This is a genomic window from Agrobacterium sp. 22-214-1 (genome assembly GCF_053522465.1).
The window spans coordinates 166,996-185,943 of sequence record NZ_JBNWCK010000004.1 but is presented as its reverse complement, the minus strand read 5'-3'; the positions used below and the strand labels follow the sequence as shown (position 1 = coordinate 185,943).

At 60.8% G+C, this 18,948-nt stretch carries 15 protein-coding genes; 5 read left to right on the top strand and 10 right to left on the bottom strand.

Features of this window, described 5'->3' with window-relative positions:
* Window positions 1–5: 5 nt before the first annotated feature.
* Window positions 6–1,061 carry an ornithine cyclodeaminase gene (locus ACQZ5G_RS16965; RefSeq protein WP_448738360.1) on the top strand — a complete coding sequence of 352 codons (1,056 nt, stop codon included), beginning with the start codon at window positions 6–8 and terminating at the stop codon, window positions 1,059–1,061.
* A 21-nt stretch (window positions 1,062–1,082) separates the two neighbouring features.
* On the opposite strand, the gene ACQZ5G_RS16960 is transcribed toward ACQZ5G_RS16965, so the two are convergent.
* From ACQZ5G_RS16960 to ACQZ5G_RS16940, 5 genes are all read right to left on the bottom strand, one after another.
* Window positions 1,083–1,967 (bottom strand): DMT family transporter, encoded by an 885-nt coding sequence (locus tag ACQZ5G_RS16960; RefSeq protein ID WP_448738359.1) that lies wholly within the window; start codon window positions 1,965–1,967, stop codon window positions 1,083–1,085.
* A gap of 438 nt (window positions 1,968–2,405) precedes the next feature.
* The gene (gene iolG / locus ACQZ5G_RS16955; protein WP_003522091.1) at window positions 2,406–3,398 is read right to left on the bottom strand and encodes an inositol 2-dehydrogenase; all 993 of its coding nucleotides are present in this window, start codon (window positions 3,396–3,398) and stop codon (window positions 2,406–2,408) included.
* Window positions 3,399–3,610: 212 nt separating this feature from the next.
* Window positions 3,611–4,861: an adenylate/guanylate cyclase domain-containing protein gene (locus ACQZ5G_RS16950; RefSeq protein WP_448738358.1), complete on the bottom strand. Its 1,251-nt coding sequence runs from the start codon at window positions 4,859–4,861 to the stop codon at window positions 3,611–3,613.
* A 232-nt stretch (window positions 4,862–5,093) separates the two neighbouring features.
* Window positions 5,094–5,324, bottom strand: a complete 231-nt coding sequence (locus ACQZ5G_RS16945) for a helix-turn-helix domain-containing protein (RefSeq protein ID WP_003522093.1) — start codon at window positions 5,322–5,324, stop codon at window positions 5,094–5,096.
* Window positions 5,325–5,579: 255 nt separating this feature from the next.
* On the bottom strand, window positions 5,580–6,692 hold the full coding sequence (locus ACQZ5G_RS16940) for an RHE_PE00001 family protein (RefSeq protein WP_448738357.1): 1,113 nt from the start codon (window positions 6,690–6,692) through the stop codon (window positions 5,580–5,582).
* Between the two features lie 289 nt (window positions 6,693–6,981).
* Between ACQZ5G_RS16940 and ACQZ5G_RS16935 the strand changes: the two genes are divergently transcribed.
* Window positions 6,982–8,286 (top strand): MFS transporter, encoded by a 1,305-nt coding sequence (locus ACQZ5G_RS16935; RefSeq protein WP_448738456.1) that lies wholly within the window; start codon window positions 6,982–6,984, stop codon window positions 8,284–8,286.
* Between the two features lie 62 nt (window positions 8,287–8,348).
* On the opposite strand, the gene ACQZ5G_RS16930 is transcribed toward ACQZ5G_RS16935, so the two are convergent.
* The 5 genes from ACQZ5G_RS16930 to ACQZ5G_RS16910 form a co-directional block, all read right to left on the bottom strand.
* The gene (locus tag ACQZ5G_RS16930) at window positions 8,349–9,686 is read right to left on the bottom strand and encodes a sensor histidine kinase (protein ID WP_448738356.1); all 1,338 of its coding nucleotides are present in this window, start codon (window positions 9,684–9,686) and stop codon (window positions 8,349–8,351) included.
* A 22-nt stretch (window positions 9,687–9,708) separates the two neighbouring features.
* Window positions 9,709–10,362 (bottom strand): response regulator transcription factor, encoded by a 654-nt coding sequence (locus tag ACQZ5G_RS16925; RefSeq protein ID WP_020010073.1) that lies wholly within the window; start codon window positions 10,360–10,362, stop codon window positions 9,709–9,711.
* A 65-nt stretch (window positions 10,363–10,427) separates the two neighbouring features.
* On the bottom strand, window positions 10,428–12,095 hold the full coding sequence (locus tag ACQZ5G_RS16920) for a phosphoethanolamine transferase (protein ID WP_448738355.1): 1,668 nt from the start codon (window positions 12,093–12,095) through the stop codon (window positions 10,428–10,430).
* A gap of 187 nt (window positions 12,096–12,282) precedes the next feature.
* Window positions 12,283–12,546, bottom strand: coding sequence for a spike base protein, RCAP_Rcc01079 family (locus ACQZ5G_RS16915; RefSeq protein WP_059755951.1), 264 nt, complete (start codon window positions 12,544–12,546; stop codon window positions 12,283–12,285).
* A 244-nt stretch (window positions 12,547–12,790) separates the two neighbouring features.
* Window positions 12,791–13,702, bottom strand: coding sequence for a LysR family transcriptional regulator (locus ACQZ5G_RS16910; protein WP_059756184.1), 912 nt, complete (start codon window positions 13,700–13,702; stop codon window positions 12,791–12,793).
* Between the two features lie 157 nt (window positions 13,703–13,859).
* Here ACQZ5G_RS16910 and ACQZ5G_RS16905 point away from each other — a divergent pair, with 157 nt between their 5' ends.
* Genes ACQZ5G_RS16905 through fhuB form a run of 3 tightly spaced genes read left to right on the top strand, consistent with a single transcriptional unit; the run spans window position 13,860 to window position 18,914 of the window.
* The gene (locus ACQZ5G_RS16905; protein ID WP_448738354.1) at window positions 13,860–16,022 is read left to right on the top strand and encodes a TonB-dependent siderophore receptor; all 2,163 of its coding nucleotides are present in this window, start codon (window positions 13,860–13,862) and stop codon (window positions 16,020–16,022) included.
* Window positions 16,023–16,050: 28 nt separating this feature from the next.
* Window positions 16,051–16,953: an iron-siderophore ABC transporter substrate-binding protein gene (locus ACQZ5G_RS16900; protein WP_448738353.1), complete on the top strand. Its 903-nt coding sequence runs from the start codon at window positions 16,051–16,053 to the stop codon at window positions 16,951–16,953.
* The gene (fhuB, locus tag ACQZ5G_RS16895; RefSeq protein WP_448738352.1) at window positions 16,950–18,914 is read left to right on the top strand and encodes a Fe(3+)-hydroxamate ABC transporter permease FhuB; all 1,965 of its coding nucleotides are present in this window, start codon (window positions 16,950–16,952) and stop codon (window positions 18,912–18,914) included. Before ACQZ5G_RS16900 ends, fhuB begins: the two co-directional genes overlap by 4 nt.
* The last annotated feature ends 34 nt before the right edge of the window (window positions 18,915–18,948 follow it).

The window sequence follows — 18,948 nt, the reverse complement described above, 5'->3', positions numbered from 1 at the left end:
ATGCGATGACCGTGATACCGAACCTTAATATCGTGCCCTTCGTCAGCGTCGATCACATGATGAAACTCGTGCTGCGCGTGGGCATCGATACGTTCCTGCGCGAGCTTGCGGATGCGGTGGAAGAGGATTTCCGCCGCTGGGAAAGCTTCGACAAGACGCCGCGCATCGCCTCGCATTCGAAGGAAGGCGTCATTGAACTGATGCCGACCAGCGATGGCACGCTTTACGGCTTCAAATATGTCAACGGCCATCCGAAGAACATGAAGGAAGGCCGCCAGACGGTGACTGCTTTCGGCGTGCTTTCCGATGTCGGCAATGGTTATCCGCTGCTTCTGACCGAGATGACCATCCTGACGGCGCTGCGCACCGCCGCAACATCGGCCGTCGCGGCGAAATATCTCGCCCGCAAGAATTCCCGCTCCATGGCCATCATCGGCAATGGCGCCCAGAGCGAATTCCAGGCGCGCGCCTTCAAGGCGATTCTCGGCATAGACACGCTGCGGCTATTCGATATCGATCCGTCCGCTAGCGAAAAATGCGCCCGCAATCTCGCCGGGCAGGGTTTTGCCATCAAGATCTGTGAGAGCGCACAGGAAGCGGTCGAAGGGGCGGATATCATCACCACTGTCACCGCCGACAAGCAATATGCGACGATCCTGACCGACAACATGGTCGGCCCCGGCATTCACATCAATGCCGTTGGCGGCGATTGTCCCGGCAAGACGGAGTTGCATCGGGATATTCTGCTTCGATCCGATATTTTCGTCGAATATCCGCCGCAGACGCGTATTGAAGGTGAAATCCAGCAATTGCCGGCGGATTATCCCGTCATCGAGCTTTGGCAGGTCATAACCGGTGAAAAGCAGGGGCGGGCAAGTGAGCGACAGATCACGCTGTTCGACAGCGTCGGCTTCGCGACGGAAGATTTTTCGGCGTTGCGTTACGTGCGCTCGAAGCTGCCATCCACCGGGCTTTATACGGAGCTCGATCTGCTGGCCGATCCGGATGAGCCGCGCGATCTGTTCGGTATGCTGCTGCGGTGTGAGGCGGCTCTCGTCTAGGGTCTTTCCAGCGCCGGCTGCCTATTTCGTCTCCCGGCGGTTCTTGCGGGAAACCACATGCTCCCGCCAGATGGTGAAGAGGCCGGCGGCAATGACGATCGCCGCACCGATGACCATATTGGACGTCACCACTTCGCCATAGACGGTGACACCGATGATGGAGACGAGCACCAGCTGATAATAGGAAAAGGGCTGCACGGAGGCTGCATCCGCCAGTTCGAACGCCTTTATCAGACAATAATGGCCACTCATGCCGGTAATGCACAGCGCCAGCATCCAGCCCCAATCCTGCGGCTCGATGCTGACCCAATAAAACGGACCGACCAGCGTCAGGGCCGCCGCACCGGCCACGCCGGTGTAGAAGAAGCTTGTCATCGCCGAATCGCTTTTGCTGCCGAGGCGGGTCAGGACGCTATAGAGCGCCAGCATGAAGGTCGCCACGAAGGTGATCATCAGCCGGTTATCGAAACCGTTGCCCTCAGGCTTGAGGATGACGAGAACGCCGATGAAGCCGACAAAAATGGCGCTCCAGCGCCGCCAGCCCACATGTTCTCCCAGCAAAGGCATGGACAGCGCCGCAACGATCAGCGGTGCGGAGGCAAGGATGGAATGGCTGTGCGCCAGCCCGACAACGGCGAAGGAGAAGATCGAAATGACGATCTGTACGGCGAGAAGCACGCCGCGGCCGATCTGCAGCCAGGGACGGTTGGCCATGACGGCGCCCCGAATGCCGCCCGCCGACCTTGCGGCCATCAAAAGAACGAAGATGGCAAAGGCCCAGTATCGCAGCATGGCGATAAAAACCGGCGGATAAGCGCTGCCCAGATGTTTCGATATGCCATCCTGCGCCGCAAAGATCGTGAAAGCGACAAGCGCATAAAGAAAGCCGGTCCTGGGTGATGGCATGAAAAAACCGCTATCCGACTGCCGCCGGCAAAAGAGTATTCGGGGTGAATGAGGTGGGTAATAGCCATATGTTACGGCCGTACCTTGTCAGACAACCTTATTTTCCGAATAGCTGCCATGCAAGTGCGGAAGCTGCCTTTTAAAGGGGCGATTGCTGGAACGTAGTTTTGCGGTGCTTTCCCTCATCCCTGTGCTTGTCACAGGGATCCAGCCAGTCCAAGTCATTGGACTGAAAGGAGTCTCTCCCGCCGCGCAGACGCGCGTCGGCTGGATTCCTGTGACGAGCACAGGAATGAGGGCGGTGGGCGCCGCCCTGCAGGGAGCTCGGATGATGTGAGCCTGCTGCCGAGGGCTTTTGGACAGGCAGTGCTGTCCGCCGTCAACAATTGCGCGGCGGACAGAAGGTTCAGCAAGACGCTCGGCGTCCCGGTTGTGGCTTCAGCCGATCTTCACGGCCGTCTTCGAGGTCGCGGATTTCAGCGCGGCGTCGGCCAGTTTCAGCGCGATCAGACCGTCCTTGATGGAGGGCGACGGCGCGACATTGTTTTCGATGCTGTCGATGAAAGCGGTGATTTCCGCGGCATAGGCCGCCGTGTAGCGCGTCATGAAGAAATCATGCAGCGGCGGGCGGGTGTAGCCATCCGCATTGGCGATTTCGATGGAAACCGGACGCTGGTTTTCGGCCGCTGCCGAACCGAGCGAACCGTGCACTTCGATGCGCTGGTCGTAACCATAGGTCGCGCGGCGTGAATTCGAAATGATCGCCTGCCTGCCGCTTTTCGTCGTCAGGATGATGCTGGCGCTGTCGAAATCACCCAGCGCGCCGATCTCCGGATTGACGAGAACGGAACCGGTGGCGAATACGCTTTCCACTTCCTCGCCGAGCAGGAAACGGGCCATATCGAAATCATGAATGGTCATGTCGCGGAAAATGCCGCCGGAGACCTTGATATATTCGGCCGGCGGCGGGCCGGGGTCGCGGCTGGTGATGGTCACCATTTCCACCTTGCCGATGCGGCCATCGTCGATTGCCTTGTGAACGGCCTGGAAATGCGGGTCGAAACGGCGGTTGAAACCGAGCATCACCTTCGCGCCGGTTTCCTCGACCACCTTGGCGCAGGCTTCCGCGCGGGCGACATCGAGATCGACGGGCTTTTCGCAGAAGATCGCCTTGCCGGCGCGGGCGAAACGCTCGATCAGGTCGGCATGGGTGTTGGTCGGGGTGCAGATGATGACGGCATCGATCGTCTTGTCGGCCAGAACCTCATCGATCGTGCTGACCTTGCACTGCGCCTCGCGGGCGATTGCTTCCGCAGCACCGGCCATGGCGTCCACAACGGCCACCAGCTGCGCACGGCTGTCGGTGGTGATCGCCTTGGCGTGGACCTTGCCGATCCGTCCAGCGCCGAGCAGTGCCAATTTCGTAACCATCTTTCCTCCGGTTTCTCACACCCGTCCCTCACTCCCGGAAAGACAGAATATGAATGCAAGCAATGTTTCGATATGGAATATATGTTCCATTTTGCTAGATCGACATCGCAGACGTGTCAAGCGTTTTGACGATGATCCAGACGGCCGAAATCACTCTTCGGAAAGGTCATGCGGCGCGGATGGCCGGTGTCGTTAAAAGCCCCTCGCGATAATCAATCGGCCGAAGCTGTCAGGGCCGCATTGTGGGGCAGGGCATATACTTCGACCGGGCTTTCGAGGCCGCGCAGCAGCCATGGGCCGAGATTTTCAAGCTTTTCCTGATATCCGGCCATGCGCACGAATTCTTCTGAGAAAAGCACGTTGCGCCCGGTCTCTTTGGTCAGCGTTTCCAGCCGCGAGGCGATATTGACGGCAGGGCCGATGACGGTGAAATCGAGGCGGGTTTTCGAGCCGATATTGCCATACATGACATCGCCGACATGCACGCCGATGCCGTAACCCAGGGGATCGTGACCCTTGCGGCAATTGATTTCATTCAGCGCAACGAGGCTCTTCTGCGCGCTGGCGATGGCTTTAAGCAGGTTTTCGCAGGCCTGCGGGTCGCTGAGCGGGAAAATCGCCAGCAGCCCGTCGCCCATGAATTTCAGGATTTCGCCGCCGAATTCCTCGATGGGATCGCACATGGCGTCGAAATAACCGTTGAGAAGCTCGATGACATCGTCACGCGGCCAAAGGTCGGAAATATGGGTGAAATTGCGCAGGTCGCAGATCAGGATGGCCGCACCCACCGTCATGCCGCTGCCGCGCGTGGTGGCGCCATTGAGGATTTTTTCGCCCGCATGCGGCCCCACATAGGTCTCCAGAAGGGTGCGCGTCATGCGGTTCTTCAGGCGTATTTCGCTGACGAGCGCCAGCGCCGGAAGCAGGTTTTTCAAGGCGAGGATTTCGCTGTCAGAAAAACCGCCGGGCCGGTCGCTGGAGAAGGTGGCGACGTGGCGCTTGCCGAAAGTGTGCTCGATCGGCCAGGCGCAATAATCCGTCAGCCCCTCGGCCCGCAGGTCTTCGTAGATCGTATAGCCGGGCTCATCAATGTCCTCTCCGTTCAGCCGGTGGCGGACTTCGGTGGCGCCCTGATGAATGTCGTTGATGGGGCTGTTCAAATATTCGGGTGTATTTTCAGACCCATAGCCATAGGTGGCGATCTCGGCGGTGGACAGGCCGGCTTTCCACAGAATGCGAGCGCCAAGCCATTGCGGATGGCGAATGCGGAAAGCGAGCACGCCCCGGGCCACGGAAATTCCGCTCGCCCGCAGCCTGTTGCAGAGCTCGACGAATATCTCGTCGATAAAGCGTTCGTCCTTGGTGCCGGTGATCAGCCAGTCGAGAATTTCCGTCTTTTCCGCTGGCCACAATTCATCCAATGCTGAAGAAACCCGTTCTTCGGTGTCGAGACTTAGTGTCATGGCAGGATTCCGGAGGTTATTGCTGCTCTCGCACAAGCGGGGCGCATGTCGCACTCGGCCGAACATGGTCGCTCGTGAACCCCATGTGGTGCCGGATAACGAAAATGTTAAGAGAGGGGCGCGGAAAATGTTCCGGAAGGGACTGGCGGCATCGGGCCACGCGCGCCGCCCGGATGTTCCCGGGAACATCGTCCCCGGCGGCGCTGAGATTTTTGATGATCGCTAAGGCGGATCAGATAACGGTTTCGACAGGAATATGAAGGGCTGCGGCAACGCGTCTGATGCGCAGCGGATCGCTGTCCGTGCCGTCTTCGAGCGCGCGTATTTCGCTGGTCGTCAGGCCGCAGGTCACGGCAAGCTGTTCGACCGTATATCCGGCGAGATTGCGCGCGGTGAGAACCTTTTTGGCAAAAGGAGCATCGGTTTCGTGATCGGAATCGGGTTGTGAGATTGAAATTGTCATTATTGCATCTCCCTCAGAATGGACACTTAAATGCGGGCGGCAAAGAAAAGTTGCCGGGGCCGAATGCGACCGCGTTGCCGGAGAAGAAAATCGGTGCTGCAACGCAGCGAGGAACATAGCGGCTTCACCGACCTACGCAATAGTTAAATTTTGTTAAGATTCGTGATCGCTGCATTCCTGCGGCACGTCGTTGCCGGAAAAAGGCCGAGATACCGCCGTTTTTCCGGGCTCTTGCGAGGGGCGGGGCAGCTTTCGCTACAGCATGCCCCAGGCGCGAAACCGGCCGCGACCCGTCACTTCCCGCAGTTCCAGCTGGTTGGCGAGCCCTATCGCGCCCTGCGGCGTGGTGCCGAGTTCCTTGACGATCATCGCCGCCGAAACCACCGGTCGGGAGACGACAAGCTCCACGAGTTCCGGCAGGCGCGAGGAGGAACGCCGGCCTGCCAGCTTGCGCATCATGCGTTCACGCGCATGGGCCAGCCGGTCGTGTTCCTTCATGCCGGCCTGCGCCGCTTCGTAAAAGCTGTCGAGAAGTGCGAGAACGCGCTGCGTCTGGTTTCGGCCGTGCCGGCGCTCCCGTGGGACCGCGCGGAGACCGGCGCTGAGGGCCGGCAGGTGATCGGGCGTGACGGCGCCGTCGCGCAGAAAGGCGGAGGCCAGAAGCCGGCCGAGCCAGGGGCTGCGTTGAAGCACCTCGATCATGTTCCAGGCATCGAGAAGGATGGCGGTGCGAAGAATCGCCGGCAGTTCCTCCGTCCGCGCATGGACGTCCCACCATTCTTTCAGCCGCTCATCCTCGTCCCAGTCGGGTTCGTTGATGATCGCATGGCTTTCCTCCCTGTGCATTGGCGGAAGCGCGCTGCCGGTGGTGATCGCATCGAGCGTTGCGGCGCTTCGCGCCAGAAGCGCGTCCAACTCGGAAAAAGCGCCATCCAGCGATGTTTCCTCCTCCTCCGCGTCGGTGTCTTCATCGCGGGAGTGGTCGAGCGTTTGTCTGGGAGGCGTAGGCTCTTCGGCAAGTGCCGCCCTGCCGCGTAGCCTTGAAAGGCCTGGCGCGGTAAAGGCCCAGCCGGGGGCATTGGAAAAGATCAGCCGTCTCGAGCGGAGAATCCGGTGCGCCGCCGTCATTTCATGGGTTGGCGCTCGCACATCCATATGCGCGTCATGCAGCACCAGATCTTCCATGTGAACGAGTTCGCCATCCACCCACATGGAGGAAATCGCATCGGTGAAATCCTGTCTTTCGATGAAGCCGTGTTTCATCGGTGACCGGTCGATCCGCTCGTCCAGCCGCGCCAGCGCCTCGCCGGCACGGGCGGCGGCAATGAGGAGCTTTTCGATCTGGACGTCCGATATATCGTAAATCATTGATATTTTTTAGTTTGAGCGCGGGCGGCTTACAAGGCGGATCACAGTCGGGCGGTTTTACTTTTGAGGTTTCCACCCGAAAATCCGCTGAAAAAAGGGTGGCGGAAGGCCGGGAATCGGGAGGGCTTAAGCCGCCATGGCTGGTTTTTCGGCAATATCGCGGTGCGGTATAAACTTGCGCACTGCAACATGACGGGTATATACCCCACCGAGAGCGACAAATTATCACACCTTCCGTTCGCCCTTCCATCTCCAGACGAAGATGAATTGGAGTTTACCCGTGAATATTATGGCAAATGGTCCCGCCACCGCGCCGGACCAGAAAACCCGTTTGAAATCCATTATCGGCGGATCGGCGGGCAATCTCGTCGAATGGTACGACTGGTATGTCTATTCGGCCTTCACCCTTTATTTCGCGCCGGTGTTTTTCCCTTCCGGAAACCAGACCGCCGAACTTTTGAGCGCGGCCGCCGTTTTCGCCGTCGGATTTCTGATGCGGCCCATCGGGGCCTGGTTCATGGGCACCTATGCCGACCGCAAGGGCCGCAAGGCCGGTCTTACCTTGTCCGTCACGCTGATGTGTCTCGGTTCGCTGCTGATCGCGATTACGCCCGGCCATGAGGCGATCGGCATTGCCGCGCCGGCCATTCTGGTTTTCGCAAGGCTTCTGCAGGGCATCAGCGTCGGCGGTGAATATGGCGCCAGCGCAACCTATCTCAGCGAAATGGCCGGCAAGAACCGCCGCGGTTTCTTCTCCAGTTTCCAGTATGTGACGCTTATTTCCGGTCAGCTTCTGGCGCTGGCGGTGCTTCTGGTGCTGCAGCGGGTCCTGACGCCGGAACAGCTCGGCTCCTGGGGCTGGCGCATTCCCTTCTTCATTGGCGGCCTTCTGGCGATTGCGGTGTTTTATATCCGCCGTGGCCTTGTCGAGACGCAGTCCTTCGAAAACGCCAAGACCGGCGCTGTCGACAAGCCGAAGTCCAGCGGATGGGCGCTGTTCAAGCATTATCCAAGGGAAGCGCTGATGGTTATGGCGCTCACCTCCGGCGGCACGCTCGCCTTTTATGCCTATACGACCTATCTGCAGAAATTCCTCGTCAACACCTCCGGCTTCAGCAAGGAAAGCGCCACGGAAATCACCACGGCGGCGCTCTTCGTCTTCATGCTGTGCCAGCCGATTGCGGGTGCGCTGTCCGACAAGATCGGCCGCAAGCCGCTTATGGTCGGCTTCGGTATTCTCGGAACGCTGTTCACCTATGCGATCTTCAGCACGCTTGCGACGACGACCGATCCCGTCATGGCTTTCGCTCTCGTTCTGGTCGGCCTGTTGATCGTTACCGGCTATACCTCCATCAATGCGGTGGTGAAGGCGGAAATGTTCCCCGCCCATATCCGCGCGCTTGGCGTGGCTCTGCCCTATGCGCTGGCGAACACCATATTCGGCGGAACGGCGGAATTCGTGGCCCTGAAATTCAAGCAGATCGGCCACGAAAACTGGTTCTTCTGGTATGTGACGATCATGATCGCCCTGTCGCTGGTGGTTTATGTGAAGATGCGCGATACGCGGGATCACAGCCATATCCACGAGGATTGAGCGACCGCCATCCAGACCGGAAAAAGCCCCGTCCTTCCGACGGGGCTTTTTGTTTTCGGCATTCAGGCGGCTTCGGCGGGAAGGACGATGCGGGCCTCAAAACCGTCCTGCCGGCCCGGCGCCGGCGAGGAAAGCACCAGCTCTCCGCCGGCCTGCTCCACCAGGCTCTTGACGATGGCAAGGCCAAGCCCGGTTCCGTCCGCCGTGGTCTGGCCCCTGGTAAAACGTGTCGTCAGCTTGGGCAGGAGTGCCGCATCGATTGTCGCCCCGGAATTGACGATGCGGATCGTGCCGTCCGCTTCGGCGACGACCTGCACCGGGCTTTCCGCCGGGCTGTGGATCAGCGCGTTTTCGAGGAGGTTACGGACGATGATACCGAAGGCATCCGCGCCGATCCTGCAGGAGAGGCCGCCTTCACAGCGATTGGTGAAGCGGATGCGGGATGAACCGATGGCCGTTCTCATCATGTCATCGATAACCAGTTCGAGAACGGGAATGAGATCGTTTGCCGTGTCGGTGACCCCGATCCTCGCTTCCGCGCGCGACATCTGAAGCAGTTTTTCGGCCAGGTGGGCGAGATGCTGCAGGGATTTTTCGATGTTTTCCACGCGCGGCGCAAGCTCCGGCGGAATGTCGGCATGCAGCCGCTGCGCCTGCGCCAGCGCGCCGGCAATCGGCGTGCGCAATTCGTGGGCGCTGTTGGCGGTGAATTCCCGTTCCGCCTCGATTGCCGATCGCAATCGTCCGAGCAGCAGATTGACCGAACGGGCAATGGGATGGAGTTCGCCCGGAAAGGGTTGCGTCGGCAGCGGCGCGAGATTGCCGCCGTCCTTTTTGCCGATGTCGTCGCGCAGGGTCTGTATCGGTCGCAGCGTTCTGCGCACCACGACGATGACGGCGAAAATGCTGGCGGGAATGAGGATGAGAACGGGAAGCAGCAGCGCGGTGCCCGCCTCTTCGATCGCCTCGCGGCGATTGGCGAAGGCATCGGCGACCTGCAGGAAATAGTTTCCGTCCGGTGTCGCAACCGTAAAGATGCGCTGGGTCGCGGTTTCGGAAAAACCGGGTTCGAGCGAGACCTCGAAAGGCTCCGTCGAACTGTCATGCGAATGCAGCACCACCTGTCCTTCCCGGTCGCGCACCTGATAGGTCAGATATTCCGCCCGTTCCGACGTCCGGTTGAGCTTTTGCGCGGCAGGCGCGGTGTTGTTTTCCCTGAGATCGTCCACCAATAGCGGCAGCAGTCTTTCGGCGGTTTCCTCAACGCCGGCGTCGAAAATCTCGGCGAATTCGTCCTGCATCACCATGACGCCCAGCCCGCAGGCGAGAAGCCAGGATATGGCGACAACGCTGGTCAGCGCCGTCACGAGCTTGCGGGTCATGCTGGTCGGTCTGGCCATTTCTGCCTGCTTGTAGTTCTGACTATCGGATGGTGTAGCCGACGCCGCGCACGGTTTCGACGCGGTCATGGCCGATTTTCTTGCGCAGCCGGCTGATATAGACCTCGACCGTGTTGCTTTCTATTTCCGCGCCGAATTCGTAAAGCGTGTCGTGCAATTGCGCTTTCGAGACGACCGCGCCGGGATGTTCGACGAGTTTTTCCAGCACGGCCCATTCCCGGGCGCTCAGCGTCTGCGCCGTTCCATCGACCGTGATATTGCGCGCCACCTGGTTGATCTCGATGCCGGGTAGGCGGATGACGGGAGCGGAGCGCCCTTCGTAACGGCGCGAAACCGCCAGCATGCGGGCCGAAAGCTCGTTGAGATCGAAAGGTTTGACCAGATAATCGTCCGCACCGGCGTTCAGCCCGGCAATCCGGTCGGAGACCTGGTCATGGGCCGTCAGAATGATCACCGGCGTCGCGTCATCGCGCTGGCGCAGGCTTTGCAGAAGGGTGATGCCCTCGCCATCCGGCAGGCGCATGTCGAGCAGGATGAGGCCATAACCCATCGTCAGCGTCGCCGCCATGGCGTCGCCCAGTGTCTTGAACCAGTCGACAGCATGACCCGCCGCCGCGACATGGTCCCGCAGCGCTTCGCCCAGCACATGATCGTCTTCAACAAGCAGAACCCGCAAGACAGCTCCCTCTATCGCTTCGTCCTGCGTATCTCTTTCTCCGGATAAGCGTCAAGCACGGTGTTTCAGCTGTTCTGGCGCTGGGTGCAGCCGCCGAACACATCGAGCGAGGGATCGTAGACCGATGTGGAGACGTTCATCATGCCGAGGATGCTGTGGAAATAATTGTCGTGCGAGCGCCCGCCCTCCGCCGCGGTTTTTACGAGGCAGGCTTTGTTGAGCCCCATGGATTTCGCAAAGTCGTCGTCGAACCAGACGAGAAACGGCACATGGGTCTGCTGGTCGGGCGCCAGCAGATAGGGCGCACCATGCAGGTAGACGCCGTTCTCGCCGAGCGACTCGCCGTGATCGGACGCGTAGATCATGCCCGTCGCCAGCCTGTCGGAGCGGGCCTTCAGCTTGTCGATCACGGTGGAGAGGAAATGGTCGGTATAAAGAAGCGTGTTGTCATAGGAGTTGACGATCTCCGCGTCGGAGCAGTTGCCAAGCTCGGCCGTGCGGCAATCCGGGGTGAATTTACGGAATTCGTCGGTATAGCGCAGATAATAGGTCGGCCCGTGGCTGCCCATCTGGTGCAGCACGATGACGCTGTCCCTGGTGACGTTATTGAGCCAGGAGTCGAGCTTGTCGAAGAAGATATCGTCGCGGCATTCCCCGCCGGTGCAGAAGCGGCTGTCATTGGTGGAGGGTAGGTCGAAATAGGGAATGCGGTCGGCCACGTTCTTGCTGCCGGTATTGTTGTCCAGCCATGTCGCGCTGACCCCGGCATGGACGAGAACATCCATGACGTTTTCATTGGCGAGCGCCTTTTTGTGGCTATATTGCGAGCGCGGGAACTTCGAGAACATGCAGGGAATGGAAATCGCCGTCGCGGTGCCGCAGCTGGTCGTGTTCGGAAAATAGATCACGCTGCGTTTTGCGAGTTCGGGATTGGTATCGCGCCCATAGCCGTTCAGGGAAAAGTTCGCGGCCCGCGCGGTCTCGCCCGCGACGATGACGGTGATGCGGGGTTTGCGGACGCCGCCCAATGAAGGCAGAATTTTCGCATCCCCGCCGACCGGGCTGACCTGAATATCGACTTCCTTGCCCGCCAGCGTGAAATAATGAATGGCCGACATGATCGGCGACAGGGGATTGACGCTTTTGACGATATCCTTGTGCTGGCGCACGGCGGTGGTGAAGGTCTTGGAATTGGCGAAGCTGATGATGCCGGCGATGGAAAGACAGATCAGGATGCTGATCGTGTTCCACAAAAGCTTGTCGAGGATCGGCCGGTGTCTGATGCGGACGGCGGCGATGAGGAGGGACGGCACCAGTCCGTAAATCGCCATGTGCCAGAGAAAGCCGGGCGTGATCAGATTGCCGGCTTCCGCCTGCGTTGTCTCCATGGCGTTGCGGATCATGTCGCTGTCGATGACGATGCCGTAGCGATCCATGAACCAGGAAGCGGCCGCCGCCGCGAAGATCACGAAGATCAAAAACGGCTTGATGAGATATTTGGCGGAAAAAATGATGATGAGGGCGCCGAGAAAGGCGGCCATGGCGGCATAAAGCGCGACGATGGCGACCGGATAGGCGGAAAGATAGGTGTGAACCTTCGACCAGAATGTCCGGTTCGTGAAAAACAGCAGATAGGCCGCCGTCAGCAGGCTGAGCGGCACGCTGCCGATTTCCGGACGATATGTTACTGTTCCCGTCGCTTTCGCGGTAAAAAGAGCCACTGTCAGATCCACCAGATTTCCAATAGGCCGGCGGCAACGGAGACGGGGCGAAAACACCGCCGTCCAGGCTGCCGCATGGGCCGATCAATGGCGGATGCGTCATTTTGCTGACATCAACCTGAAAGCTTGTCATGAAAGTGTCACACTCCGTCGTGGCCGCTCGGTGGTGGTGTTTCAGATAGTCGAGACGATAGAGCCCTTAATTGAGGCCTACGATGCCTGTGGCGGTGGTGCGCGTTGCAAATATGCGCGTGGCCCTGACCGGCAGCAGGCTGCCTGCGGGCAGGTTCTGGAAGGTCACCGTCGCCCCGGAAAGCAGGGTCAGGCAGAGATGGCCGCCATTGCCCACATAGATGGCGCGGGTGGGGGAAGGAAGCGGGCTCGTATCGTCCGGAACCACATCGAAAGCGTGGGATGCCGGGGATTCGAGGCCGGCGGCGTGGTGTTCGTAAGTCTCAGCCATTGCTGTCTCCCGTAAATCGAAATCTGCCGCGATTATGGGGTGCGCTCCGGCCACGGGGAAAAGCGGGGACAGGAAATATCCGGACAGAATTTCGGCCTCGTGTTGGGCCTGCCCGCAAGAGCGTCATTCTTTTCGCAATCCCATACGGTTACGCCGCCCCCGCCTGTTGCCGCCGACGCGGCGCAAACGGGTGATGGCGGATTTTTCGTCCACGGGATCGGCAGACGGGCTGCTGCTGCCCGCTTCAATTGCGCATATGGAGAATGAAGGCCCTGACGGCGGGAGAGGCTTCCGTTTTCCGGTGGGCGATGGCGAGGTCCGAGGTCGTGGAACTGGCGGCAAGCGGCACGTAGCGCACACCGGGCAACCTCAGGCAATTAAGCGAGCGCGGCACCAGCGCGACGCCGAGGCCGATGGCCACCATGCTGGCAATCGTGGTGTAGTCCCTGCCTTCCGGCGTGATCGCCGGCTGGAACCCGGCTTCATTGCAGGCCTCTATCGTATTGTAGTGAAAGCCGACATCCGGCGGTTGCCGCGGGGTAATGAAGGTTTCGCCGGCAAGGTTTTTCAGATCGACCTGCAGCGCAAAGGCCAGGGGATGGTTTTCAGGAAGTGCGGCCATCAGCGGTTCGCGCAGCACCACATGGGTCGTCACACCTTCCGGAACGGGCGCGGGCGGGCGGATGAAGGCGAAGTCCAGATTGCCGTCGGCAATCTTGGCCAGTTGCAGCCGCATCTCCATTTCGATCAATTGCAGCTCCACATCGGGATGGGAAGCGCGGAAACTGGCGATGGACCGGATCATCAGGCCGGAATAGGCGGCCGAGGCGACATAACCGATGGAAATGCGCCCGGTTTCGCCGCGGTCGACGCGTTTGAGCGCCGCAAGCGTCGCCTCGGCATTGGCGAGGATCTTCCGGGCATCCTCGTAGAGAAGCTGCCCGGGCGTGGTCAGCTTCACCGAGCGGCGCGTCCGGTCGAGAAGCGGCATGCCGACAATCTGCTCGAGCGCCATGATCTGCTGGCTCAAGCCCGGCTGGGCAATGCCGAGGCGGGCGGCGGCGCGCTCGAAATTGCGCTCATCCACCAGCGTGGTGAAATAGCGCAGGTGGCGCAATTCGAATGTTTCTGCCCGGCTTGCCGGTTTCCTGCCCATCGTCACGGCCTTTCCGGCAGATTTGAATAATTTCAAGCTATTATCGTCGTGAATTTTCATAATCAATAGTTCTGAAAAAAACCGGCTGCGCTTATTGGATCACAATCCGTCCCTTGCGTAATAAGATGACTTAAATTCTCCAGAAAAATACCGCCTTATGGTGGCGCGGGTGATGAAGGGTCTTGGGGTGCAGGGAAAAACCAAACACATTTCCATTCTGGCTGGCGGTTGCGCCGTCATCGCATATGTGGCCATTTTGGCCCCGGCTTCCGCCCTTGCGCAGGAGGCCGGTACGACGGTGCTGCAGACCATCACCGTGGAGGGCGCCAAAAATCAGGATCCCAAGGCGCCGGTGAAGGGCTACGTGGCGAAAACCAGCGCCAGCGCCACCAAGACCGGGCGATCCCTGATCGAGACGCCGCAATCCGTATCCGTCATCACCAAGGACCAGATGGATGCTCAGAACGTTCGCAATCTCAGCGAGGCGCTGAATTATGTTCCGGGTGTCGTCGCGCAGCCGTTTGGGGCGGATCCGCGTTTCGATGCGCCGCGCATTCGCGGGTTTCAGGGAAACCAGTTGCAGTTCCTGAACGGTCTGCGGCTGATGCGCACCGCCGGTGCGCCCTCCTATGAGATCTACGGTCTGGAGCGCGTGGAAGTCATTCGCGGGCCTGCTTCCGTTCTTTTCGGTCAGGGCAATCCCGGCGGCCTCATCAATCTCATCAGCAAGCGGCCGACCTTCGAACGGTTCGGCGAAGTCGGTGTGCAGATCGGCAGCTTCGACTATTACCAGTCGATGTTCGATATTGGCGGCCCGGTGGCGGATAGCGACAGTTTCGCCTATCGCCTGACCGGCCTTGCGCGCAACGCCCATGCCCAGACGGACAATTTGCAGAACGACCGTTATTTCATCGCGCCTGCGTTGACCTGGCAGCCGGACGAGGATACGAAGCTGACGGTTCTTGCCTCCTATCAGCACGACAATCCGAGTTCGCCCTCCGGCTTGCCGCCGGCGCTGACCTATCTCAGACCCGGCAATATGCTGGATCGCAGCTTTTATGTCGGCGATCCGTCCTTCGATACGTCGAGCCGCAAATTCACCAATATCGGCTATGAATTCGAGCACCGTTTCGACGAGACCTTCACCTTCCGGCAGAATGCGCGTTATTCCAATTTCGACTGGTCCTACCGCGCGCTCGGCATGTCCTCGACCAGCGGCGGCATGATCGGCAATCTCATCCGCCGCAATGCGACGTTCCAGGACGAGCTGCTGAACACTTTCAACATCGACAACAGCCTGCAGGCGGAGTTCTCCACGGGGCCGATCGACCACACCCTGCTTGTGGGGCTGGACTACCGTTATTTCGACAATAACGTCAAAACCGAATTCTGGGCCGCGACGCCGCTCAATCCCGTCAATCCGGTCTATGGCGGGCCGATCAGCCTCACCTCGCGCACGCTTTATGCCGATGTGAAGACGGATATTTCCCAGATCGGCCTTTATGCGCAGGACGAGATCGCCTTCGAGAACTGGCGCGTCACCGCCGGCCTGCGGCAGGACTGGGCAAGCACCAGCGGCACGACCTTCAACGGCACCACCTACCGCTCGCTCGACAAGGACGATCACAAGCTGACCGGCCGCGTCGGGGTCAGCTATCTGTTCGATGGCGGCATCGCGCCCTATGTCAGCTACGCGACCTCCTTCGAACCGGTGCCGCAGCCGGCTGTCGGCGATGCGCCGAAACCGACCACCGGCGAACAATGGGAGGCGGGCGTCAAATACCAGCCCGAGGGTTTCGACGGTTTCTTTTCCGCCGCGGTCTACGATCTGACACAGAAAAACGTCACGACGACGGTGGGCGGCGTGACGCAGCAGATGGACGAGGCGCATGTGAAAGGCCTCGAGCTTGAAGGCGTCGCAAGCCTTGCCGACGGGCTCGACCTGCGCGCGGCCTATACCTACATGGACAGCGAGGTCTCCGGCCGCGTGAATAACGGCAAGGAGCTGGACAGCACGCCCCGGCACGCCGCAAGCCTCTGGCTGGATTACACTTTCCCGGAAGATACCGCCCTTGAGGGTTTTGGCATCGGCGGCGGTGTGCGTTATGTCGGAAAACGCTATGGCGACGCCGCCAATACCTTCGAGATGAAGGGCCTCGCCCTGCTCGATCTCGGCGTGCATTACGAGAAGAACGGCTACCGCGCCTCGCTTCTGGTGCAAAACTTGACTGATAAAGAATATATTTCTAGTTGCTCCACTTTCGGATGCTATTACGGTGACGGAAGAACGGTTATGGGCAAGCTGACCTATCGTTGGTGACGCCATATCAAAGTGAAGCAGCAGGGGCATGACGCGCAAGGATCGATGGATGTCCCCCCTTTGGGGGCGGCGGGAATTTTTAGGCCTGCTCGCTGCTTCGGCTCTTGCTGGCAAGGCGCAGGCGGCGGTCACGCCACGCCTCGCCGCCATCGACTGGGCCATGCTGGAAACCGCCATTGCGCTCGGCGTCATGCCAGTGGCGGCGACCGAGCTCATCCAGTTCCGGGTGGATGCGGTCGAGCCGGAAATCCCTGCAACCGTCGCCGATCTCGGCCTGCGCGGTGCGCCGAATTTCGAGCTTCTGCAACTGAGCCGACCCGATCTCATTCTGATTTCGCCCTTCTACACCCGTTATACCGGCAGGCTGGAAGCGATTGCCCCGGTCTTCTCGCTGCCCTTTTACGTGAAGGGCGAGCCGCCTTTCGCAAAGGCGCTGGCGGCGGTCTCAGCCCTTGGCGACAAGCTTGGCAGGGTCGATGAGGCGCGCAGGGTTCTGGACGAAACGGAAGCGGCGCTGCAAGCCATGCGGACCCGCCTTGCCGGTTTTGCGGCGCGGCCGACTTATGTGATCAATATCGGCGACGCCCGGCATTTTCGCGCTTTCGGTGCGGATAGCATGTTCGGGGATGTTCTTGGCCGGCTGGGGCTCGCCAATGCCTGGGTGGATCGTTCGCAATTCACCTTCGCGGCCCCGGTGCCGCTTGAAAACCTCGCCGCTTCGCCCGATGCGCGCATCGTCATCGTCTCCGATATCCCGGTCGAGGCGCGGGAAACCCTGCGCAGCAGCGCCATATGGCGCGCGCTGCTTGCCGTGCGGGAAAACCGGGTGGTCACGCTCGGCAATGTCGGCCCCTATGGCGGCATCACCGCCGGCATGCGCTTTGCGCGGCTTCTGACCGAAGCGCTCTCGGCGCAGGGAGAAGCCCTGTGACGGCGCGGCCTCTCCAGCTTTTCTTCGGGCTGCTGTTCGTTCTGGCCTGCGGGCTGTCCCTGCATGCCGGGCTGCTGCGGCTGCCTTTCGGTGCATGGCCCGGCCTGCCGTTCGATGCCGCCACCATGTCGATGGATCAGGTGATTTTCGCCTTCAGCCTGATGCCGCGCGTGGCGGTCGCCATTCTGGCGGGGGCGATGCTCGGCCTGTCGGGCGCGTTGTTCCAGCAATTGCTGCGCAATCCGATTGCCGATCCTTCGACGCTCGGCATCTCGGCCGGCGCGCAACTGGCCATCGTCATCGCCACCCTGTTCTTTCCGTGGATGCTGGATGGCAACCGCGCTTTTGTTGCGCTCGTTGGCGCTGCCGGTGCGGCCGGCATCGTGTTTCTTCTCGGCTGGCGACGCTCCTTCCAGCCGGTGACCATGGTGGTGTCGGGGCTGCTGGTCGGCATCACCGCCGCGTCCGTTTCCGCCGCGCTGACGCTGGCACAGGGCGAATATCTGATGTCGCTGGTCGTCTGGAACGGCGGCTCGCTCAGCCAGCAGGACTGGTCGAACGCCTTGTCCCTCGCGTTTCAGCTTGTTGCCGGGCTCGTTCTGACCGGCCTGCTGATTAAGCCGCTGACGGTCCTCGGTCTCGGCGATGCCGGTGCGCGATCGCTCGGCGTCTCGCTGTTTTCGATCAGGCTGGCGGTCGCCGCCGTCGCGGTCATGCTGGCCGCCTTCGTTGCCTCGGCGGTCGGTCTCGTCAGCTTTATCGGCCTTGCAGCACCTGCGCTCACCCGGGCGCTCGGTGTGCGGCGTTCGTCTTCGGTGCTCCTGGTTTCCCCGCTTCTGGGCGGTTTGCTGCTGTGGTTCTGCGACGGTCTCGTGCAGCTTCTGGCAAGCACGACGGCCGAAGTTTTTCCGACCGGCGCGGTAACGGCCCTGATCGGCGGCCCGCTGCTTCTGTGGCTGCTGCCGAAAATCCGGCCGACCGATGTGCATCGCGGTGAAGGCGTCGAGCTGGCGACAAGACGCCGGCTTACGGCCCTGCTGCCGGTACTGGCCGTCATGGCGGGGCTGGTTTTTGCAGCGCTCGCCATCGGCAAGGGGCCCGATGGCTGGACGGTGCTGAAGGCTGACGATCTGCAAAGCCTGCTGCCGTTCCGCTGGCCGCGGCTGGTGGCGGCCGTGGCCGCAGGCGGTCTTCTGGCCATGGCGGGAGCGCTTCTCCAGCGGCTTACCGGCAATCCCATGGCAAGCCCGGAAGTGATCGGCGTCAGCGGCGGTGCAGGCCTCGGTTTTGCCGCCGCCATCACGATTTTTCCGGCCGCCGGTCTTTTCGAACTGTTTTGCGGCGCCGGCATCGGCTCTGCGGCCGTCATGATCCTCGTCCTGCTGTTTTCCATGCGCCGGCACCTCGCGCCGGAAAAAATCCTGCTCGCGGGCATTGCCATCAGTTCGCTCTGCTCGGCCGTTCTCTCGGCGCTGCTTGCCATTGGCGACCAGCGGGCATGGCAGATCCTCGCCTGGCTCAGCGGCTCGGGTTCGACGGCGACACCGGCTTCGGCGATCTTTCTCGCCATTCTTTCCATCGTGCTGCTGGCGGGCGCGCTATCGGCCACGCGTTGGCTGACGATCCTGCCGCTCGGGCGCGATGTGCCGCTCTCCCTCGGCCTGCCGCTCGGCGCGGCGCGCATCACCGTCATCGCGGTGGCGGGCATTGCCACCGGGGCTGCCTCGCTGCTCGTCGGTCCCTTGAGTTTCGTCGGATTGATGGCGCCGCATATTGCGCTTCGCGCCGGTTTCACCACGCCGCGCGATCATCTCTTCGCCTCCTTCCTCTTCGGCGCGGTGTTGATGGCGCTTTCCGATCTCGGCGCACGGACAGTCACCTTTCCCTATGAGCTGCCGCTCGGGCTTTTTGCGGCGCTTGCCGGCGCGCCCTATCTGATCTGGCTTTCAGGCAAGCGATGATGAATTTTTTGAACGATGTACGGAGATGAGAACC